The sequence below is a fragment of the Fusobacteria bacterium ZRK30 genome (assembly GCA_024628785.1).
Lineage (GTDB): Bacteria > Fusobacteriota > Fusobacteriia > Fusobacteriales > Fusobacteriaceae > Psychrilyobacter.
Map to the genome: position 1 here is coordinate 366,447 of CP102405.1, position 20,089 is coordinate 386,535.

Here is a 20,089-nt window from a genome sequence, read left to right on the forward strand (position 1 = left end):
ACGAACACCCTCTATTTACATCTGTTTTTATTGACTTGCAGCCAATAAAACACATATGTTATCACTTGAGAAAACATAATAATAATAATATTTCTCCTCAACATCAAAATAACTTTAACGTTATTTAAACAGGAATTTTATCTTGAGTTTATACAAGTAAACAATATTATAGTAAATGAAAAATCTTAGAAAAATCAAAAACTATAAATAAAAGATCTCCTAATTGTACTGTTAATACAATCAGGAGATCTTTTATTTATACTACGCTTCTTTCAACACTGTTTCTTTTTTGTTATTTTTGTCCATATACACACTTAATATTCCCGCTAAAACCGTCGGAATCACCCATGCAAATCCAGCTGATGATAAAGGAATACTATTATATATACTATCTATAATTTGCATATCTGTCCCTTCTGATGCAACCTGTAATATAGAAACTAAACCTGAAACTATTATTGTATTTTTCCTAATAGGTCCCTCTAATATCCCGGCTATTCCTACAAAGATCAATACAATCGTTATTGGATAAAGGATAGCTAATATCGGTTCTGCTACTCCTACTATTCTATCTACCCCAAAGTTAGCCATGAATGCTGATATAGCACAAGATATATAAGCTACCTTCTTATAACTAAATCCATATGTATCCAAGAAAAATTGTGAAACTACCATAGTTAAAGCTGTGGCAGTAGATAAACACGCTACCGTTACACAAACTCCAAAAATTAAGTTTCCATATTGTCCAAGGAACATATTAACAAAATTTGACACTAATGCTGATCTGCTTATATCTGCCGGGAAATACTGATTTCCTGTAGCTCCTAAATAAAATAATCCCATGTAGATAACCAGCAAACCTGTTCCAGTTACAATACTTGCTTTTTTTATTATTTCTGCTTTCTCACTCTTTTTATTGTAACCTCTAGCTCCTAAATTAGATAAGATTACCATACTAAATAATCCTGCCATTATTCCATCCATTGTCTGGTACCCCTGTGAAAATCCGAATCCAAACGGATTTGTATCCAGATGAGGAGTTCCTGGAGCTCCAATTTTATTTGTAACCCCCATATAGATGATTGACAGAGTTATAACCACTATTGTAGGAGTCAGTATCTTTCCTATACGATCTATTGCTTTAGATGGATTAAGAGCTATATAAAGAGTCAATCCAAAAAATATCAATGATACAACTACAGGGCTCAGATTGAAACCTCCTAAATTTGGAACTATACCCAATTCATAAGCAGTTGCAGCTGTTCTAGGCGTATTTGTGAACACTACTGAAGTCATTAATAATAAAGAATACAGTGTAAAGAATAATTTTGATACTCCCCCTGAAAAAGCCTTAAAGCTTCCTACTTTATTCATTGTTAAAACACCCAATACAGGTAGTCCTATTCCTGTTAACGCAAACCCAAATGCCGATGGCAACCAATTTTCTCCCATTGAAAGTCCTACACTAGGTGGAAAGATCAAATTCCCTGCTCCAAAAAACATTGAAAACAATGCCATTCCTACTATTAACCAATCATAATTTTTTTTCATTTTTCCCCCTAATAATTTTATGTTTTATTAATTTAATTTCTTCTTAAGTTTGGTGACACTTTATCAAACATATTGACCTAATGATAATTTTTTATCCCTAATGATCAACACATTCTCAAAAATAAAAATTAATTATCATTATAATACATTATTTTTCATAAAAAGTCAACAATTATGTACTTTTTTATAGTTTTATATTCAATTTCAGTCCAATAAACACCACAATTTGATAATAATTTATTATTATCAAATTGTAAAAAATAAAAGAAGATAAAAAAAGGAGATAACCAAATGGTTATCTCCTCTCTATATAAAAGTTGTTGAACTCTTACATCTAGTCATAAGAAATACTAATTACTTAGTGATTTGTCCTACTACACCTGATGCTACTGTTCTTCCACCTTCTCTTATTGCGAATCTTAATCCTTCTTCCATTGCGATTGGATGGATTAATTCTACTGTCATTTCAATGTTGTCTCCAGGCATTACCATTTCTACACCTTCTGGTAAATGTACTGCTCCTGTGATATCAGTTGTTCTGAAGTAGAATTGTGGTCTGTATCCTGTGAAGAATGGAGTATGTCTTCCACCTTCCTCTTTAGTTAATACATATACTTCTCCTGTGAAGTTTGTATGTGGATTGATTGTTCCTGGATGACATAAAACTTGTCCTCTTTCTACGTCTTCTTTCTTGATTCCTCTTAATAATGCTCCGATGTTATCTCCAGCTTGTCCTTGGTCTAATAACTTTCTGAACATCTCTACACCTGTACAAGTAGATTTTACAGTATCTTTGATTCCTACTATTTCAATCTCTTCTCCTACTTTTACTACTCCTCTTTCTACTCTTCCAGTTACTACTGTTCCTCTACCTGTGATAGTGAAAACGTCCTCTACTGGCATTAAGAAAGGTTGGTCAATTGCTCTTTCTGGAGTTGGGATGTATGAATCTACTGCATCCATTAATTCCATGATCTTGTCTACCCATTGTTGCTCTCCATTTAATGCTCCTAATGCAGAACCTGTTACTACTGGTGCGTCATCTCCGTCGAATCCGTACTCAGTTAATAATTCTCTTACTTCCATTTCTACTAATTCTAATAATTCTTCGTCGTCTACCATGTCAGCTTTGTTTAAGTATACGATGATGTAAGGTACTCCTACTTGCTTAGAAAGTAAGATATGCTCTCTTGTTTGAGGCATTGGACCGTCAGCTGCTGAAACTACTAAGATAGCTCCATCCATTTGTGCTGCTCCAGTGATCATGTTCTTTACGTAGTCAGCATGGCCAGGACAGTCAACGTGAGCGTAATGTCTTGCTGCTGTTTGGTACTCGATATGAGCCGTGTTGATAGTGATTCCTCTTTCTCTTTCTTCTGGTGCTTGGTCGATGTTAGCGAAATCTACTCTTTCTGCTAATCCAGCGTCTGCTAATACTTTTGAGATTGCTGCTGTTGTTGTTGTCTTTCCATGGTCTACGTGACCTATTGTTCCAATATTTACATGTGGTTTACTTCTGTCAAATTGCTCTTTTGCCATTGTTAAAGCCTCCTAAAAATTTTAATTTATTTATTTTAAATTACCCTGAAGCGTCTGGGAACCCAGACACTCAGCTGTTATAGTCATTAATAATAATATTAAATCAAGTTCATTACTCTATGTTTATGAAAAAAGAAATATTAGTTTCTCTCTTCCATTATTGTTTTTTGGATAGCTGCTGGAACTGGTAAGTATTTCTTGAATTCCATTGCATAGTTTGCTCTTCCTTGAGATTTAGATCTTAAGTCAGTTGAGTATCCGAACATTTCTGATAAAGGAACTTCAGCTTCAATGATTCTAGCTCCGTTTCTTTCAGTCATTCCAAGAACAACTCCTCTTCTTGAAGAAACATCTCCAATTAAGTCTCCCATGTACTCTTCAGGAGTAGTTACTTCTACTTTGAATACAGGTTCAAGTATAACTGGGTTACACTCTCTAGCTGCTTTCTTCATTGCCATTGATCCTGCAATTTTAAATGCCATCTCGTTTGAGTCAACATCATGGTAAGATCCATCATATAATGTAACCTTAACATCTTCCATTGCGTATCCAGCGATAACTCCGCCTTCAAGTGCTTCCTTACAACCTTTTTCAACTGCAGGAATATATTCTCTAGGGATTGCTCCACCAGTAACTTTATTCTCAAATGTGAATCCTTCACCTGGATTAGGGCATACTCTGATCTTAACGTGTCCGTATTGTCCTCTTCCACCTGATTGCTTCGCATATTTCATGTCAGTATCAGTTTCAGTTGTGATAGTTTCTCTGTAAGCAACTTGTGGTTTACCTACGTTTGATTCTACCTTAAATTCTCTCTTCATTCTATCAACTAGGATATCTAAGTGAAGTTCACCCATTCCAGAGATGATAGTTTGTCCAGTTTCTTCGTCTGTTTTAACTTGGAAAGTAGGATCTTCTTCAGCAAGTTTGCTTAAAGCGATACCCATTTTTTCTTGGTCAGCCTTTGTTTTAGGCTCAACAGCTACTGAGATAACTGGCTCAGGGAATTCCATTCTTTCTAAGATGATAGGGTTAGCCATATCACATAAAGTATCACCAGTTGTAGTATCTTTAAGACCTACTGCTGCTGCGATATCTCCACAGTATACTACTTCTATCTCTTCTCTTTTATTTGCATGCATTTGTAGGATTCTTCCTACTCTTTCTTTTTTACCTTTTACAGAGTTTAATACATATGAACCTTTTGCTAAAGTTCCAGAGTATACTCTGAAGAAAGATAATCTTCCTACGAATGGGTCAGTCATTATTTTAAATGCTAACGCAGCGAAAGGTTGGTCATCTCCAGGCTTTCTTTCCATTGCTATAGTCTCATCTTTAACGTCAGTACCTGCGATTGCACCGATGTCTACTGGTGAAGGCATGATGTCAACGATTAAGTCTAATAATGGTTGAACTCCTTTATTTTTAAATGCAGTTCCACATGTTACAGGAACGATTTCATTTGCAATTGTAGCTTTTCTTAATCCAGCGATTACTTCTTCTACAGTTAACTCTTCTCCACCAAAGAATTTTTCCATTAATACGTCATCTGTCTCAACGATAGATTCGATCATGAATTCTCTAGCAGCTGTAGCTTCTTCTAATAATTCTGCTCTGATGTCAACGATTTCCATGTCTTGACCGTCTTTAGTATCTAAAGGCCACTTCATTTCTTTCATTGTGATTAAGTTAATGATTCCTTCGAAGTTCTCTTCTGCACCAATTGGTAATTGTACAGGAACTGGGTTAGATCCTAACTTTTCTTTGATGTCGTTTACACACATCTTGAAGTCTGCACCTGTTCTGTCCATCTTGTTAAAGAAAGCCATTCTTGGTACGTTATACTTGTCAGCTTGTCTCCAAACTGTTTCAGATTGTGGTTGTACTCCATCAACTGCAGAGAAAACTGCAACTGTTCCATCTAATACTCTTAATGATCTTTCTACTTCTACAGTAAAGTCCACATGTCCAGGTGTATCGATGATGTTTACTCTATGATTTCTCCAGAAACAAGTTGTTGCTGCTGAAGTGATTGTAATTCCTCTTTCTTGTTCTTGCTCCATCCAGTCCATAGTAGCTGCACCGTCATGTACCTCTCCAATTTGGTGAGTTACACCAGTGTAAAGTAAGATTCTCTCAGTTGTAGTTGTCTTACCAGCGTCGATATGAGCCATGATTCCAATATTTCTAGTTTGATCTAAAGAAATTTCTCTAGCCATTATGGTATTCCTCCTCGAACGTTTATATATATATATATGAAAAACTAAGTTAAAATCAACTTAGTTCTTACCACTTGTAATGTGCGAAAGCTCTGTTTGCTTCTGCCATCTTATAAGTATCTTCTTTTTTCTTGATAGTTGCACCTTCGTTGTTAGACGCTGCGATTAATTCGTTAGCTAATCTTTCAACCATAGTGTACTCTTTTCTGTTTCTAGTATAAGTAGTTAACCATCTTAAAGCTAATGCTTGTTGTCTAACAGGTCTTACTTCTACTGGTACTTGATAAGTAGCTCCACCAATTCTTCTTGATTTAACTTCTAATGCAGGTTTGATGTTCTCGATAGCTTTCTTGAAAGTTTCGTATCCCTCTTCACCTGATTTTTCCTTTATTAAATCCATAGCTCCATAAAAAATAGACTCTGCTAAAGATTTCTTTCCATCTAACATGATAGAATTTATAAATTTAGTTACAACTTTATCTCCATATCTTGAATCAGCTAAAACGTCTCTTTTAACTGCTGCTCTTCTTCTTGACATATTTTTTTGCACCTCCTAATTTGTTTAAATAATTATCCTTTTTTTACTCCGTACTTAGATCTTGATTGCTTTCTATCTGCTACTCCTGCAGTATCTAAAGCTCCTCTAATTACTTTATATCTTACACCTGGTAAGTCTTTTGTTCTTCCACCTTTTAAAAGAACAATTGAATGCTCTTGTAAGTTATGTCCGATTCCTGGAATGTAAGCAGTAACTTCGATTCCGTTAGTTAATCTTACTCTGGCAACCTTTCTTAAAGCTGAGTTTGGTTTCTTTGGTGTAGAAGTATAAACTCTTACACAAACTCCTCTTTTTTGTGGGTTTCCTTTTAATGCTGGTGATGTTTTAGAAGACTCTAAAGTCTTTCTTCCTTTTCTTATTAATTGGTTAATAGTAGGCATCTTTACCCTCCTTTTCTTTTTTTCTCATCATCTAAATAATTTGAAAATTAATTTTATTTCACAACTAGATTAGTATATCAGAGTTTTAAAACTACGTCAATACTTTTTTTGATATAATTCTAATAAAAATAAGGCTAGAATTGCGAACCACAAGGCAGTGTGGTCTTTATAAAATAAGAGCTAGGATAAATACCCCAGCTCTTAAATATTTTTATATTTTTTTTAAATATTTTTTACCATGATTAAACAAGGATTATCTTCTCCCCATATTTCTTTTATTTCTTCTAATGGAAGGAAACCTACTGACCTATAAAATTCTCTAGTTTTAGAATAAGCTTCATTATCTAATGATTCTCCTACTGTTTTCACCATAAGAAGTTTATATCCCTCTTCTTTCAAATCTTCTACTATTTTTTTCATCACTATTTTCCCATATCCTCTATTGTGATATTTCTCTAATATTCCATTCACATAAAGCTCTGCTGTATATTGATTGTTTCTTTTAATTGAAAAAAAACCTATATTTTCTTCTCCTAGATTTAATAAATAAAATTTCTTTCCTTCTAAATTATCTACATAATTCAACAAAGAATCTTCCTTCCCAAACCATTCATAAAGATCTTTCAACACCTTTAAAGCAAGCCTTCTTTTAATTTCTAAATTTTCTATAACCTCTATAGTCATAATTTTTTCTCCTTTCACTCCAACCTAAATGATTATAGTCAAATCAAAAATAGAAAAGTTCACTTTAAGATTCTCTGATTTAAATTGACAACTCGTATATATAAATCTATTATTCCTTTGGTATTTTCTTGTAAATATATCTCATATCCGGAAGCTCAACAGTATAATAATGAACCCATATATATACATGATTAAAAAAAGCAACTAAAATTGCAGCTTTGGACAACAACAATAATCCCGGTAAATAAAGAATTGCTAAACCAAAAATGTACATCCCATTATTGGTATATCTAAAAATTCCCTTCTTAACATAGGGGACGTCATATCCTTTATCGAAATGATCAATTCCAAAAGCCCTCTCAAATGTAAAATATTTTTTCACAGAATAAAAAAGGTATATTACAAAGGGGGTAATAACCACTGCAATAATATGCATATAGATTGGGTTAATATCCAGAGTCTTTCTATTGCTGAATGCTAAAACTATAACAGTAATGAACCTTAGCACAAAAAGAATTGAAAAACCAGCTGCATAAATTTTAAATGCTTTTTTCAATCCAAATTTTCTTGTAAATATCCTTGTATAAAGCTCCAAACGCCAAACTATAAAAACATATATCTGATGTATAATTGGTATCAATATAGCTATCCAAAACCACCTATTGGTGCTTACACCAAATAGAGATCCTCCAATGATCCCCTCATCACAGTTTATTATAACCTGAAGGACAATCACTGCAATGATTATTGATATTAAGTGCCATACTTGATTTTTAAATATTTTCTTATACATCTATATTTCATCTCCTTCTATAAAGCCTCAGGAATACTCTATGTAAACTAAATATTACATTTTTAACCTTTCATATTCTTTCTATAAATCCACTTTTGAATCAACCGCTATTCTAAATATCATCTTTGGCGTCTAATTTTTTCCCTTTATAAAATTCACATTTAAAGTTGAAAAATCCATATCAAAATATCCTTCTAAAAAACTCCACTATTTCATCCCTGAATCCCCAGCTGAGAAATATCGTCATCTTGTTCATAGCCAAAAGTGTTCCCATTATAATAAGAATTACTCCGCTGACTTTGTCTGAAAATAAAAAGTTCTTCTTTATAAAATCCAGTTTATTAGTTTTATCCATAAATAGTGCAAAGATTATAAAGGGCACTCCCAGTCCAAAAGTATAGATCCAGATATAAAACATCCCCATCCATACGGTGTTTGCACCTGCCAAATATGACATCACTGTAAATAGGACAGGTCCCATACAAGGGGTCCATCCAAACCCGAAGGCAAAACCGAAGAGGTAGGATGTCCCTATATTTCTCCGGATAAAGTTAAAATTCATCCTAGTTTCAGAGTACATCTTAGTTATCTTAAAAATCCCTGTCATATGAAGACCCATTATTATTATTCCACCAAAAACCATATTCAATATGTTGTTTCCAATGAGTTTACTGGCAAGGTTAGTAAAATTAAAAAGCAGTATCTGCAAGGCTGAAAATGCAGTTCCGAATCCCAGTATAAAAAATAATGTATGAAGGATAACTTTAAACCTCTGCTTACCGCTATGCTTTTCTCCCAATACTATTCCACTTATATATGAAAGATAGCTAGGCACCAAGGGAATAATACAGGGAGCCAAAAAAGTCCCCATCCCAGCAAGAAAAACTATCAATATATTTATTTCCATATTTTTCTCCTTTTTTTACTAATTCATACCTGCTGTACTACCAACCGGCCAAATCAATTCCTCCAAATCCTCTGCTTTTAACTGGCTCCAGTCTAAAGCCCCGTGGATTCTCTCTAAAATTATCCCGTTTTTATCTACTATATAAGTTGTAGGCACAACTCTTATTAAAAATTTTTTCGATAAGATCTGATCCACATCAAAATAGTGGGGAAAATCCATAGGATTATCCGCAAAAAACTTATCCACAGCTCCTCCATCGTCATCGATCATTACAGACACTACATTTATCTCATCTTTATTTTCATTATAAAATTTATTTAACAGAGGTTTTTCCACCTTACAGGGAGGACACCAGCTGGCACCAAAATTGTATATAGTAATCTTTCCCAGATATTTTTCTGAAGTCCCCTCCAATTCCCCATTTGTGCTATATAGGTTTATAACAGGGAATTTATTTCCTGTCTCCAACCCTTCTTTTGCACCAAAAGATAAAACACCAACCAGCAGCAACAATATAAATATTAATTTTTTCATAAATGCCCTCCTTTTTGTCACGAATTACACAGATTATCACGAGTGAACTTTTTAGTTTTTTCTTTACCGTAGATTTTTCATACCATCACTTAAAAATAGAACCACTAAATACTCCTAAAAAACATTCAATGCAGAGACGCAAAGCTCGCTGAGCTACACAGAGTTTTATTATCCGTATCTTTGGTGTCATTCGCGGTAAAAAAACTTAAAGTCCTTTTAATTCCTCTAACTCCTCATTGATCTCTTCCCATTCATCCATCTTTAACATTATTTTTTCGTCCATCTCATCCAATTCTACCTGGAGATCCATTAACTTATCTATCTCATTTTTTATTCCAGCATCATTGTGCAATTCCTCTATTTCAGCCTTCTTTTCCTCTAATTTTTCAATTTCTTTTTCTACTACTACAAACTTTCTCTCCAAATTAGAGGTCCTATTTTTCCTTCTTTTTTGTTCCTCATAGTCCCTATTGACTTCCTTTTCCTTTTTAGGCTCGGTAGATTTTTTCATATATTCCTCGTAGTTTCCATCGAACACACTGCTGCCTGTAGGAGTTATCTCGTATATTTTATTTACAACACTTTCCAAAAAGTGTCTGTCATGGGATACAACTACCAAAGTCCCATCATAGTCTTCCAACGATTCTTCCAATACTTCCCTTGCATAGATATCCAAATGGTTTGTAGGTTCGTCCATTATCAATAGGTTAGGTTTATTCAAGATCAACTTCATCAACGCTATCCTGGATTTCTCCCCTCCACTGAGGTCATCTATACTCTTAAAGATCTCATCCTCTGAAAATAAAAATCCCCCTGCAAGTGTCCTGGCCTGCTCCTCTGACAATGGATAGTTATACATCAGTTCTTCCAAAATATTCTGTTTCCCTTCTAAACCTGTATGATTTTGGTCATAGTATCCGATATCTAACTTTTCTCCTAACTCTACTTTACCACTGCTCTGTTTTTCCAGATCATTTATTATCCTAAGTATAGTAGATTTCCCTACCCCATTGGGTCCCATTATCCCTATCTTATCTCCACGATATATATCTAGGTTGATATTTTTAAAGATCTCTTTCTCTCCAAAAGCCTTGGATAAATTAGTAATTTTTACTACCTTGTCAGTAGTAACTCTTTCTATTTCAAACTTTAATTTCATCTTTCTCATATTTACAATGGGATCTCCCATCTTCTCCATACGATTTAGGAGTTTTCTTCTACCCAATGCCTGTTTAGTCTTTATGCCACCCATATATTTAGTGATATAGTCTTCCATTTTTTTTATCTTATCCTGTTCCTTTTCAAATCTTTTTACTGCCCCTGTAAGATATGCTTCTTTTTGAATGGTATATTCAGTAAAGTTACCCTTATATAGATTTATAGTTTTATTCTCAATTTCAAATACCCTGTTAATTACATTATCTAAAAAATATCTGTCATGAGATATCAAAATAAAGGCTTTATTATATGAATTTAAATATCTCTCTAACCACTCAATGGCATTTAAGTCCAAATGGTTTGTAGGCTCGTCTAATATCAATAATTCTGGTTCATCCAATAATATTTTCCCCAAAGCTACCCTTGACTGCTGACCTCCACTGAGATCATCAACTTTCTGTTTCCATAGATGTTCAGGAAAATTCAGACCATTTAAAATCTGCTTCACCTTATATTCCACTGCATAGCCGTCTTCTTGCTCATATCTGGTGTTTAGTTTTGCTAGTTCCTCCATAATACTGTCAAAATTATCCATATCAGTAGCTAACCTTTCATTCAACAATTGGATCTTTTTATAGTCCTCCTTCAGGTGTGAATATACACTCATCAACTCATCGAATACTGTGTTTTCCAAATTCAAATCAAAGTTTTGAGACAGGTAACCAATCCTTAAGTTTCCCTTTTTTCCAATCTTACCCATCTGTTTAGTTTCAAAACTTTCATCGTGGGTCTCCATCCCCATAAGGATCTTTATCAAAGTGGTTTTCCCAGCTCCATTAGCTCCTACCAATCCTATCTTATCCTTTTCATCTATTGCAAAGTTTATCTTTTTTAATAAAGTTTCCCCTGTAAACTGTTTCCATAAATCTGTAACACTAAGTATCATAATTCTTCTTCTCCTTACCCTATTTAAAGTATTTATATTTTTTTATTCCATTATATCATATAAATTTAGGTTTCTATTATTTTTACATCTATGTTATACTTTCCTTATGATTTAAATAAAGAATGGGAGATAATATTATGAATATAAGAGATTTTATTAATAGAGAAATTACATATGAAGAAGCTATGGAACTTACTAATATAAGTGGCAGCAAGATGATGGAGTTATTTGCTGTAGCCAATGAAATAAGGGAAAAATATTGTGGAAATAAGATCCATACCTGTACGATTTCCAATGCAAAATCAGGAAGATGTGAGGAGGACTGTAAATTTTGTGCTCAGTCAGCTCACTACAATACCAATATCACCAGTTATGAACTAAAAGACAAGAAAACCCTTTTAGACGAATATACCAGAGCCGAAGAATTGGGCAGCTCAAAATTTGGGGTAGTTACCTCTGGTAGAAGTATCAATAAGGGAACCAGTGAATATGATGATATAAAGGAATTTTTAAAAACGGCTAAAGTTTCTGATAACGATGTAGACCTATGTTGTTCTATCGGGCTCTTATCTAAAGAAGAATTAATGGAGTTAAAGGACGCTGGGATCACCAGATTCCACAGTAACCTCCAGACATCTATTAAGTCATACAATGAAATAGTAGCTACAACTCACGGGATTGAAAACAGGTTAAAAACTATAAAAGCTGCCAAGGAAATAGGATTAGATGTGTGCAGCGGAGGAATAATAGGGATGGGAGAATCTTGGGAAGACAGGATCGACATGGCATATACCCTAAAGGAGTTAGGAGTAGATGGAATTCCTGTTAATATTTTGAACCCTATTCCTGGAACTCCCCATGGAGATCGTAAACACCTGGCTATGGATGAGATCTTAAAAACTATCGCTATATATAGGATAATATTTAGAGATAAAGTCATCAAAATAGGTGCCGGCAGGGAAGGTATTTTAAAGGACTTTATGGGAATGGCATTTATGTCCGGTGCTAACGGAATGTTGGTTGGAGGATATCTCACTGTAAGAGGTAGAAGTGCACAAGAAGATTTTAAATTTATTGAAAATGTTAAAAAGATGTGGAAATAAAAAAAGCAATGTGACGTTGTATCCAGACAACCACAATTCATGTTTTTATAAACTTTTATTCATTTTATCTTAAGATTCTTAGATTATCTAATAATCTCTAGAAGCATTGGTGATGCCACTTGCTGGTATAATTTACTAGATAATAAAAAAAGGAAATTCATTACGGATTTCCTTTTTTTTACTTTATCATATTTAATTTTATAGTTTAGTATGAGTTATATAATAAAAATAGCATGATCGCCAAAAATAAAAGTTAGAATTATGTACTTTTAAGAGTCAATTTATTCGAACCTATAACACTTCTTTACTTTTTATAGAAAATATAGTAATATTTTTAGTGGGTATTAAAAATATTTAATACACAATTAACGTTTTATTATTTTTTTAGGAGGAAATGATATGAGAAAAGCATTATTAGGATTAACTTTGTTGACAACTGGTTTAGTTGCCAATGCTGAGCATTACTCTCAAGATGTAAATAAGAACGATAACTTATTTTTCAATTTTAAGGTTATGCAAGGTTTAGATCAAAAAAATCCAGGTGGACAAAAAAATGACACTTATTTAGAGTTAGAATTTGGTGGGAGAAAGGGAATCATGGACCTCTATGGTTATGTAGACTTAAAAAATGTATTTGGTTCTACAGACAACGACTCTTACAATGGAGATAACTTCTTTGCAGAGATCAAACCTAGATTCTCAATCGACGGAATGACTGGAAAAGACCTGTCAATCGGGCCATTTAAAGAATGGTATATCTCTACCTGGATCAAAGCAGGAGATAACTCTTTTGATGAAGATGGAAATGGACAAGGCGGATTATGGCATAACGGAATTGGTCTGGGTACCGATGTGGAAGTTCCTTGGTTTGGAACTACCGGATTAAGTTTATTGGCAGTATATAAAAAGGAAGATTTGGGTTCTAGAGCACAAGGACATTGGGACGGGTATTCATTACAGTGGAACTGGTTTAAGCCATTGCACTTCTTTGAAAACGGATCATTTGTATCTTACCAGGGATATGTTACATACGATTTCGGTGCAGACGAAATCGCTAAAAATCCAGGAAGAACTAAGGATTCATTACAATGGTACAATGGATTCTACTGGCATAACAACGACTGGGCAATCGGTTACGGGTTAAAAGTATTCAACAATATGGCTAACTTTAAGGATGGGGAGGCTCCATTTGGTTCAACAGAAGATACCAGTGGTGTAGGTCACTACTTCGATATTGGGTATAAGTTCTAAAGATTATTCATTGATCTATATAGATATAACAAAAGGGTGATTCATAGGATCACCCTTTTTTAATTTTATCTGAATATTATATCCATTACTTCTACCTGAATCAAATATATAATATGTTTAACCTTATATATCATCCCCCGTCTGTCTCCTCCAACTTCAATGAGTTTTTCTTTAATAGATTCAGCAGGTTCCGCCTCTCTCAACAATTTAAAACTATCTACACCTACTTTATAGACATTTCCCTGTTCTGTAGTCAATATCAAACTTTTCTCATCCTTTGTAAAGGCTACTGCCTCATATTGATTTATTCTAAAATCCCATTTTAATGGATGATAATACACTTTCCCATCAAAAAAATTAGTATTTTTTTTATTTCTTTTAAACATATAGATCCCTTTATAGGTATTGAAGACCATGGTCATCTCATCCCTTGAGATATCAGCACCAGTTGCTGCATCCATATAGTTAGCCATTTTAGATCCGCTTGAAAATTTAAATTCCCCTACATAGTCCGCTATGTTAACCCTTCCTGTATCGACATTTTTATCCATCAAACGGTACATTACGGTTTTTCCGTATTCTTTATTTAAGATATAGATACTCTTATCCCCATAGAATACAGCTTCATTGTTTAGCTCTTCCCCACCTGGGAATCTAAATGTTATCTTATCTATATCATTTTTTTCTACTTTTTTCTGACCTGACTTAGGTTCTTCAAATCTGTAAAAAACAAAATCTCTCCGAACAAGGTTATCCCCGGTATCCGCCACTATTAAGTTTCCACTTTTATCCTTGGCAATATCACCCCAATCCAGGTTGGTTACCCCATCTAAAACTACCTCGTGATTGTCTCTTACTCCATCACTGTCAAATCTAAAACCATGGATACTGGTTCTGGGAGTCTCACCATAATCTACCGAATCTCCGTGGGTCCAATAATAATCTTTTTTATCCCCTGATAAGATTATACCTGAGGATTCCTCTATCCCCATATTCAATATATTAGCTACAGCTTCTGGTCCATTTTCCCTGTTGTATAAGACCTCTTTCCTTACTTGTCTGTATTGAAAAATTGCAAATAATAAAACTATCCCTAGAAATGTTAAAATAATTTTTCTAAATATATGTCTGTTCTTTTTCCTTAACATATCGGCCCCCTTCGGCAGTAATTTTTATTCATTATAACTTAAATGCCAGACTTGTGCAAAAATTCTTTAATAAAAAAATTATATAATAAAAAAGCGACAAGGCCGAGACCTTATCGCTTAATTTCAATCAATTATAAAACTTCAATGTTTGAAGCTTGAGGACCTTTTGCACCTTCAGTTACGTCGAAAGTTACTTCTTCCCCTTCTTTTAAAGTTTTGAATCCTTCTTTGTTGATTTGAGAGAAATGTGCGAAATAATCGTTTCCATCCTCACCTTGAATAAATCCAAATCCTTTTTCTTCGTTGAACCATTTAACTGTACCTTTTAACATGTGTTGTACCTCCGTGTATTTTTTTCAGATAGAATCCTAGAATCCCATTAAATACAAACACACTTTGGTGGTATTAATGAAAGTTCTGCTTTAAGCCATCTGTTTCTTCAATCAAGTATATTCTATTTATAACCTTTTGTCAATATTATCTATGCCAATATTTTCCTATGGTTTTATTTTTTTTTCTAAATTCACCTTATTTTTTTCGTATAAATTAAATGCTCAATTCCATTATAATTTTTTTTCTCACTCAATAAAAAACCAAAGTTAAGAAACATCTTCTTAGAGATGTCATTTTCCTCTAAAATATAAGCTACAATCAATTTTACATCTTCTTTTTCTGTTTTTAATTCCTTGATAGACCTTTCTACAAAAATTTTCCCCAGCCCTTTACCTCTATTTTCTTTATCCAGGTATATGCTGATTATAGATATCTCTCCATCTATCTCATATCTTATCTGACCTATAACTTTTCTTTTTGGGTCTTTTATAACATAGATAAGATAATATGGAGATTTAAGCCAAAATTCATACCATTTCTTATGTTTTTCCAACTCTTCTTTTTCCGAATTAAGAGAATACTTTTTTACAAATTCCCTGTGGAGTAGATTATATATTCCGACAATATCGTCTTTTGTTGCTTTACTGATTATATAATTTCCTTCCAAATCTCTACTCCTCCAAATTTAGCTTTCCTTATTGTCACTATAGATGATTATACCACATTTTTTTTAGGAATATAATTTTAAAATATTTCATAAAATAATTAGAAAATGTTAAACTAATCATAAATCATAACTATTAAATCTAAATCTTAGGTAAATTTATGCAAATTGGAAAAGATATTTCATCCTTGTTTCCAGTTTAAAAATGGGATTAGTTCCTGTTATGGTTGCTATCATTGGATTTGTTTTAGATAAGGTCGATATAAAAATCATTGCAATTACATTGGTTTCAATCTCTTTTACAATACAATATTATTTTGTGAGATCAAAAAAATTAAAATTAAGATATTATCAATGATTCTAAACTTGAATTGTATAATTAAATGCAACAAAAAAAATTCATAAATATTTCCTTGGTATAATGTAAGTGCGACCAAACATTAAAGGAGTATTTATGAATCATAAACATTTTACCATTGAAGAAAGAGAAAGTATATTTAAATTTTTAGCGCAAAAAAAATCAATTAGTTTTATTGCAGCTAAATTAAAGAAAAATAGAGTTAGTATTTATAGAGAAATTAATAGAAATTCAGTTGATGGTGAGTACACTCCTAATAAAGCCCAGTTTTTATACAAAAAAAGAAAACAACTTTGTGGAAGAAAGCACAAATTAAGAGATTCGATCCTTTTGGTAGATATTCAAGAAAAGTTAGAATCAGGTTGGAGTCCAGAACAAATATCAGGAAGAGCTAAATTAGACAACCAATATTCTATTTCATTTAAAACAATTTATAGAGCAATATATCTTGATTTTCTTACGGAGAGTCCTAAATACCTTTTAACTAGAAAAGGCAAACAAAAGCCTAGAGGATTGAAAGAAACAAGGGGTAAAATCCCTAATAAAAAGATGATAGAAGAAAGGTCTGAAGAAGCGAATGATAGAAGTGAGATTGGTCATTTTGAAAGCGATACTATCGTTGGCGCAGGAAAAAAGGTGCTATGATGACTTATGTTGATAGGAAATCAAGATATCTTGTAGCGGAGCTAATGATTAATAGAAAATCAGATACTTTTAATGAGGCAACAATAGAGAATTTTAAATATATACCTAAAGAATACATAAAAACATTTACATCGGATAACGGGAAAGAATTCTCTAAATTTAAAGAATTAGAGGAAGCATTAGGTATTAAAGCTTATTTTGCTAACCCTTATCACTCATGGGAGAGAGGAACAAATGAGAATACAAACGGTTTATTAAGGAGAACTTTCCCTAAAGGGACTATTTTTAGTAAGATAAAGAGATGTGAATTTTATAAAGCGGTAAACAAAATTAATAATAGACCAAGGAAGTGTTTAAATTGGAAAACCCCAAAAGAAGTATTTTGGGGTGAAATTGAAAAGTGTTGCATTTAATTTGACAACGTAAGAAATAAAAAACCTAGGAAAACTTATATTTTCCTAGGTTTTTTATTTATTTAATTATTATCAGTTCCTTAGTTGTATTGTTTAAGATTTCATATCCGTCTTTTTTCACCACTACATCGTCTTCGATCCTTACTCCTCCAAATCCATCTATATAGACTCCAGGTTCAATAGTAATAACCATATTTTCTTCCAAGATAAAATCTTCAGATTTTCCAGATACATTTGGTAACTCATGAATTTCAAGTCCTACACCATGACCCAATCCATGACCAAAGTTTTCACCGTATCCCTTAGACGTTATATGATCTCTTGCGATCTTATCCAATTCTCTGGTACTTACTCCTACTCTTACTGCATCTATTGCTTTTAGCTGTGCTTCTAAAACCGTATTATAGATATCCAGATGTTTCTCACTGGGCTGATCTCCAAAATAAACTGTTCTCGTCATATCTGAAGCATACCCCTTATAAAAACATCCAAAATCAAATTTTACAAATCCATCTCTGTCTATTTTTTTCTCACTGGCTACCCCATGAGGCATAGCAGATCTATAGTTAGAAGCAATTATTGTGTCAAATGACGGCCCCTCTGCTCCTAATTTTTTCATCTCATATTCTAATTCTGTTTTTATATCATTTTCTACTGCACCTTCTTTTATTAAAGGAAGTATCTTAGCAAAAGCTTCATCAGCTATATCTGCAGCTTTTTTAATATTTTTGATCTCTGCATCTGTTTTTACCATTCTAATTCTTGTAAAATTATCTCCCAAAGAGATAAATTCTACATCTTTAAACTTTTCTACATATCCATTGTAAGCCGATAAAGTTATATTTCTATCCTCTATCCCTAGTTTTACTATATTTTCATCCTTTAAAATTTCAGAGATCTTATTTTCTGCCGGTCTTTCGATTACAACCACTTCAAATCCGTTAGGAATTACTTCTTCATTAGCCTGGGCTACATATCTGAAATCAACAAAAAAATATTTTCCTTTTTTAGTTGCCAGCGCTATACCTGTTGTTCCTGTAAATCCTGTAAAATATCTTAAATTTACAAGGTCTGTTATCAATATACCATCTAATTTTTTCTCTTCCATCAATTCTCTCAACTTCATCATTTTCCCCCTATTTATTTTGTTCTCGATTATAATCTTACATCATTATAGGATTTATAGCAATATGAAAAACCAACGTAACGTTACATCCAGTGAAGAATAATTCATATATTTAATTTTTTTTATCGATTCCATAAATTTTATCTCAAAATTCTTAGATTATGTAATAATCTTTAGAAGTCTTGGTGATGCTCTTTGCGGGTATAATTTTATATACTATAAAAAAAGAGGAGTTTGACAGCTTTCAGCCATCAAACTCCATTTTTTTTTAGTCATTTTCCCAATCTTGTGATCTAGTTACTGCTTTTTTCCAACCTTTATACATCATTTGTTTTTTCTCTTCCTCTAACTCAGGTTCATATAATCTATCTAAACTCCATCTTTCCATTATTTCATCTTTGTCATTCCAGAATCCAACAGCAAGACCAGCTAGATAAGCCGCTCCTAAAGCTGTAGTTTCAGTTACTTCAGGTCTGAGTACCTCTGCTCCTAAGATATCCGATTGAAATTGCATCAAGAAGTTATTTGCAACTGCTCCTCCGTCAACTTTTAAGCTAGCCAATTTAATTCCTGAATCCTCCTGCATAGCTTCTATAAGATCCTTACTTTGGTATGCTATAGCTTCTAAAGTTGCTCTTATGATATGGTTTCTATTAGCTCCACGAGTAAGACCTACAATACATCCTCTTGCATACATATCCCAATATGGAGATCCCAGTCCTACAAATGCAGGTACTACATAGACACCATTACTATCCTTTACTTTATTGGCAAAATACTCAGTATCTGCTGCATCTTTAATTAGTCCCATCTCGTCACGAAGCCATTGTACCGATGCTCCTCCTACAAACACACTTCCTTCTAAAGCATATTCTACTTTCCCATCAATTCCAATGGCGATAGTAGTCAACAATCCATTTTTAGATTCCACCATCTCTTTTCCTGTGTTCATCAATAAGAAACACCCTGTACCATAGGTATTTTTTGCTTCCCCAGCTTTAAAACAAGCCTGTCCAAATAACGCTGCCTGCTGATCTCCTGCTATTCCGGCAATAGGAATTCTGAATCCACCTTTACCACCCAGGTTAGTTTCTCCATAGATCTCACTTGAATTCTTTACTTCTGGTAACATAGATTTTGGTACATCTAGTATTTCCAATAATTTTTCATCCCACTTTAATTCTTTTATATTAAATAACATAGTTCTAGATGCATTTGTGTAGTCGGTCACATGAGCTTTTCCATTAGTTAATTTCCAAACTAACCAACTGTCGATAGTTCCAAAAAGTAACTCTCCATTTTCTGCTTTTTCACGGGCTCCCTCTACATTGTCTAAGATCCACTTTACCTTAGTTCCACTAAAGTAAGCATCCACCACTAATCCTGTATTTTTTCTTATATAGTCTTCATGTCCATTTTCTTTTATCTCATCACAGATAGAAGCTGTTCTTCTACACTGCCATACTATAGCATTATATACTGGTTTTCCAGTATCTTTTTCCCATACTACCGTTGTTTCCCTTTGGTTTGTGATTCCAATACTTGCTACTTCTTCAGGCTTAATTCCTGTTTTAGCCAAAACTTCTGTCAACATTGAACTTTGAGTAGCCCATATTTCCATTGGATCGTGCTCTACCCATCCTGCTTTAGGATATATTTGAGTAAATTCTCTTTGAGAAGATCCCACAGTATTACCGTTTTTATCAAAAATAATTGCTCTTGAGCTTGTAGTTCCTTGGTCTAATGCTATAACATATTTCTTTGCCATCTTTTTAAGC

At 33.4% G+C, this 20,089-nt stretch carries 17 protein-coding genes and 1 pseudogene; 3 read left to right on the top strand and 15 right to left on the bottom strand.

Going from position 1 to position 20,089, the window contains the following annotated elements; all coding sequences use genetic code 11:
- Window positions 1–261: 261 nt before the first annotated feature.
- The 10 genes from brnQ to NRK67_06765 form a co-directional block, all read right to left on the bottom strand.
- Window positions 262–1,551: a branched-chain amino acid transport system II carrier protein gene (brnQ, locus tag NRK67_06720; GenBank protein UUV19188.1), complete on the bottom strand. Its 1,290-nt coding sequence runs from the start codon at window positions 1,549–1,551 to the stop codon at window positions 262–264.
- A gap of 354 nt (window positions 1,552–1,905) precedes the next feature.
- A complete protein-coding gene (gene tuf / locus NRK67_06725) occupies window positions 1,906–3,090 on the bottom strand; it encodes an elongation factor Tu (GenBank protein UUV19189.1) in 1,185 nt (394 codons plus the stop codon).
- Between the two features lie 140 nt (window positions 3,091–3,230).
- On the bottom strand, window positions 3,231–5,309 hold the full coding sequence (gene fusA / locus NRK67_06730) for an elongation factor G (protein ID UUV19190.1): 2,079 nt from the start codon (window positions 5,307–5,309) through the stop codon (window positions 3,231–3,233).
- Between the two features lie 67 nt (window positions 5,310–5,376).
- Entirely contained in the window at window positions 5,377–5,847 is a 471-nt protein-coding gene (rpsG, locus tag NRK67_06735; GenBank protein UUV19191.1) for a 30S ribosomal protein S7, read from the bottom strand.
- A 32-nt stretch (window positions 5,848–5,879) separates the two neighbouring features.
- Window positions 5,880–6,248, bottom strand: coding sequence for a 30S ribosomal protein S12 (rpsL, locus tag NRK67_06740; protein UUV19192.1), 369 nt, complete (start codon window positions 6,246–6,248; stop codon window positions 5,880–5,882).
- A 222-nt stretch (window positions 6,249–6,470) separates the two neighbouring features.
- Window positions 6,471–6,932 (bottom strand): GNAT family N-acetyltransferase, encoded by a 462-nt coding sequence (locus NRK67_06745; GenBank protein UUV19193.1) that lies wholly within the window; start codon window positions 6,930–6,932, stop codon window positions 6,471–6,473.
- Window positions 6,933–7,041: 109 nt separating this feature from the next.
- The gene (locus NRK67_06750) at window positions 7,042–7,725 is read right to left on the bottom strand and encodes a phosphatidylethanolamine N-methyltransferase family protein (protein ID UUV19194.1); all 684 of its coding nucleotides are present in this window, start codon (window positions 7,723–7,725) and stop codon (window positions 7,042–7,044) included.
- A 181-nt stretch (window positions 7,726–7,906) separates the two neighbouring features.
- A complete protein-coding gene (locus NRK67_06755) occupies window positions 7,907–8,632 on the bottom strand; it encodes a cytochrome c biogenesis protein CcdA (protein ID UUV19195.1) in 726 nt (241 codons plus the stop codon).
- 18 nt (window positions 8,633–8,650) lie between these two features.
- Entirely contained in the window at window positions 8,651–9,166 is a 516-nt protein-coding gene (locus NRK67_06760) for a TlpA family protein disulfide reductase (GenBank protein UUV19196.1), read from the bottom strand.
- Window positions 9,167–9,371: 205 nt separating this feature from the next.
- Window positions 9,372–11,273, bottom strand: coding sequence for an ATP-binding cassette domain-containing protein (locus NRK67_06765; GenBank protein ID UUV19894.1), 1,902 nt, complete (start codon window positions 11,271–11,273; stop codon window positions 9,372–9,374).
- Between the two features lie 134 nt (window positions 11,274–11,407).
- On the opposite strand from NRK67_06765, the gene bioB reads away from it, so the two are divergent.
- Both bioB and NRK67_06775 read left to right on the top strand, forming a co-directional pair.
- A complete protein-coding gene (gene bioB, locus NRK67_06770) occupies window positions 11,408–12,373 on the top strand; it encodes a biotin synthase BioB (GenBank protein ID UUV19197.1) in 966 nt (321 codons plus the stop codon).
- A 399-nt stretch (window positions 12,374–12,772) separates the two neighbouring features.
- On the top strand, window positions 12,773–13,624 hold the full coding sequence (locus NRK67_06775; protein ID UUV19198.1) for an outer membrane protein OmpK: 852 nt from the start codon (window positions 12,773–12,775) through the stop codon (window positions 13,622–13,624).
- 65 nt (window positions 13,625–13,689) lie between these two features.
- On the opposite strand, the gene NRK67_06780 is transcribed toward NRK67_06775, so the two are convergent.
- The 3 genes from NRK67_06780 to NRK67_06790 form a co-directional block, all read right to left on the bottom strand.
- Window positions 13,690–14,772 (bottom strand): hypothetical protein, encoded by a 1,083-nt coding sequence (locus tag NRK67_06780; GenBank protein ID UUV19199.1) that lies wholly within the window; start codon window positions 14,770–14,772, stop codon window positions 13,690–13,692.
- A 131-nt stretch (window positions 14,773–14,903) separates the two neighbouring features.
- Window positions 14,904–15,104 (bottom strand): cold-shock protein, encoded by a 201-nt coding sequence (locus NRK67_06785; protein UUV19200.1) that lies wholly within the window; start codon window positions 15,102–15,104, stop codon window positions 14,904–14,906.
- Between the two features lie 191 nt (window positions 15,105–15,295).
- A complete protein-coding gene (locus NRK67_06790) occupies window positions 15,296–15,772 on the bottom strand; it encodes a GNAT family N-acetyltransferase (protein ID UUV19201.1) in 477 nt (158 codons plus the stop codon).
- Between the two features lie 451 nt (window positions 15,773–16,223).
- Between NRK67_06790 and NRK67_06795 the strand changes: the two are divergent.
- Window positions 16,224–17,185: pseudogene (locus NRK67_06795) on the top strand (IS30 family transposase).
- Between the two features lie 58 nt (window positions 17,186–17,243).
- Here NRK67_06795 and NRK67_06800 read toward each other — a convergent pair.
- Window positions 17,244–18,311 carry a Xaa-Pro peptidase family protein gene (locus NRK67_06800; protein UUV19202.1) on the bottom strand — a complete coding sequence of 356 codons (1,068 nt, stop codon included), beginning with the start codon at window positions 18,309–18,311 and terminating at the stop codon, window positions 17,244–17,246.
- A gap of 268 nt (window positions 18,312–18,579) precedes the next feature.
- Window positions 18,580–20,079, bottom strand: coding sequence for a glycerol kinase GlpK (gene glpK, locus NRK67_06805; protein UUV19203.1), 1,500 nt, complete (start codon window positions 20,077–20,079; stop codon window positions 18,580–18,582).
- Window positions 20,080–20,089 lie beyond the last annotated feature (10 nt).

Excerpts from the sequence above, each read along its gene's own strand:
- fusA (UUV19190.1), bottom strand. The coding sequence starts at position 5,309 with ATGGCTAGAGAAATTTCTTTAGATCAAACTAGAAATATTGGAATCATG.
- NRK67_06750 (UUV19194.1), bottom strand. The coding sequence starts at position 7,725 with ATGTATAAGAAAATATTTAAAAATCAAGTATGGCACTTAATATCAATA.
- NRK67_06755 (UUV19195.1), bottom strand. The coding sequence starts at position 8,632 with ATGGAAATAAATATATTGATAGTTTTTCTTGCTGGGATGGGGACTTTT.
- glpK (UUV19203.1), bottom strand. The coding sequence starts at position 20,079 with ATGGCAAAGAAATATGTTATAGCATTAGACCAAGGAACTACAAGCTCA.
- rpsG (UUV19191.1), bottom strand. The coding sequence starts at position 5,847 with ATGTCAAGAAGAAGAGCAGCAGTTAAAAGAGACGTTTTAGCTGATTCA.
- NRK67_06800 (UUV19202.1), bottom strand. The coding sequence starts at position 18,311 with ATGAAGTTGAGAGAATTGATGGAAGAGAAAAAATTAGATGGTATATTG.
- tuf (UUV19189.1), bottom strand. The coding sequence starts at position 3,090 with ATGGCAAAAGAGCAATTTGACAGAAGTAAACCACATGTAAATATTGGA.
- NRK67_06775 (UUV19198.1), top strand. The coding sequence starts at position 12,773 with ATGAGAAAAGCATTATTAGGATTAACTTTGTTGACAACTGGTTTAGTT.
- NRK67_06760 (UUV19196.1), bottom strand. The coding sequence starts at position 9,166 with ATGAAAAAATTAATATTTATATTGTTGCTGCTGGTTGGTGTTTTATCT.
- NRK67_06785 (UUV19200.1), bottom strand. The coding sequence starts at position 15,104 with ATGTTAAAAGGTACAGTTAAATGGTTCAACGAAGAAAAAGGATTTGGA.
- rpsL (UUV19192.1), bottom strand. The coding sequence starts at position 6,248 with ATGCCTACTATTAACCAATTAATAAGAAAAGGAAGAAAGACTTTAGAG.
- brnQ (UUV19188.1), bottom strand. The coding sequence starts at position 1,551 with ATGAAAAAAAATTATGATTGGTTAATAGTAGGAATGGCATTGTTTTCA.
- NRK67_06745 (UUV19193.1), bottom strand. The coding sequence starts at position 6,932 with ATGACTATAGAGGTTATAGAAAATTTAGAAATTAAAAGAAGGCTTGCT.
- NRK67_06780 (UUV19199.1), bottom strand. The coding sequence starts at position 14,772 with ATGTTAAGGAAAAAGAACAGACATATATTTAGAAAAATTATTTTAACA.
- bioB (UUV19197.1), top strand. The coding sequence starts at position 11,408 with ATGAATATAAGAGATTTTATTAATAGAGAAATTACATATGAAGAAGCT.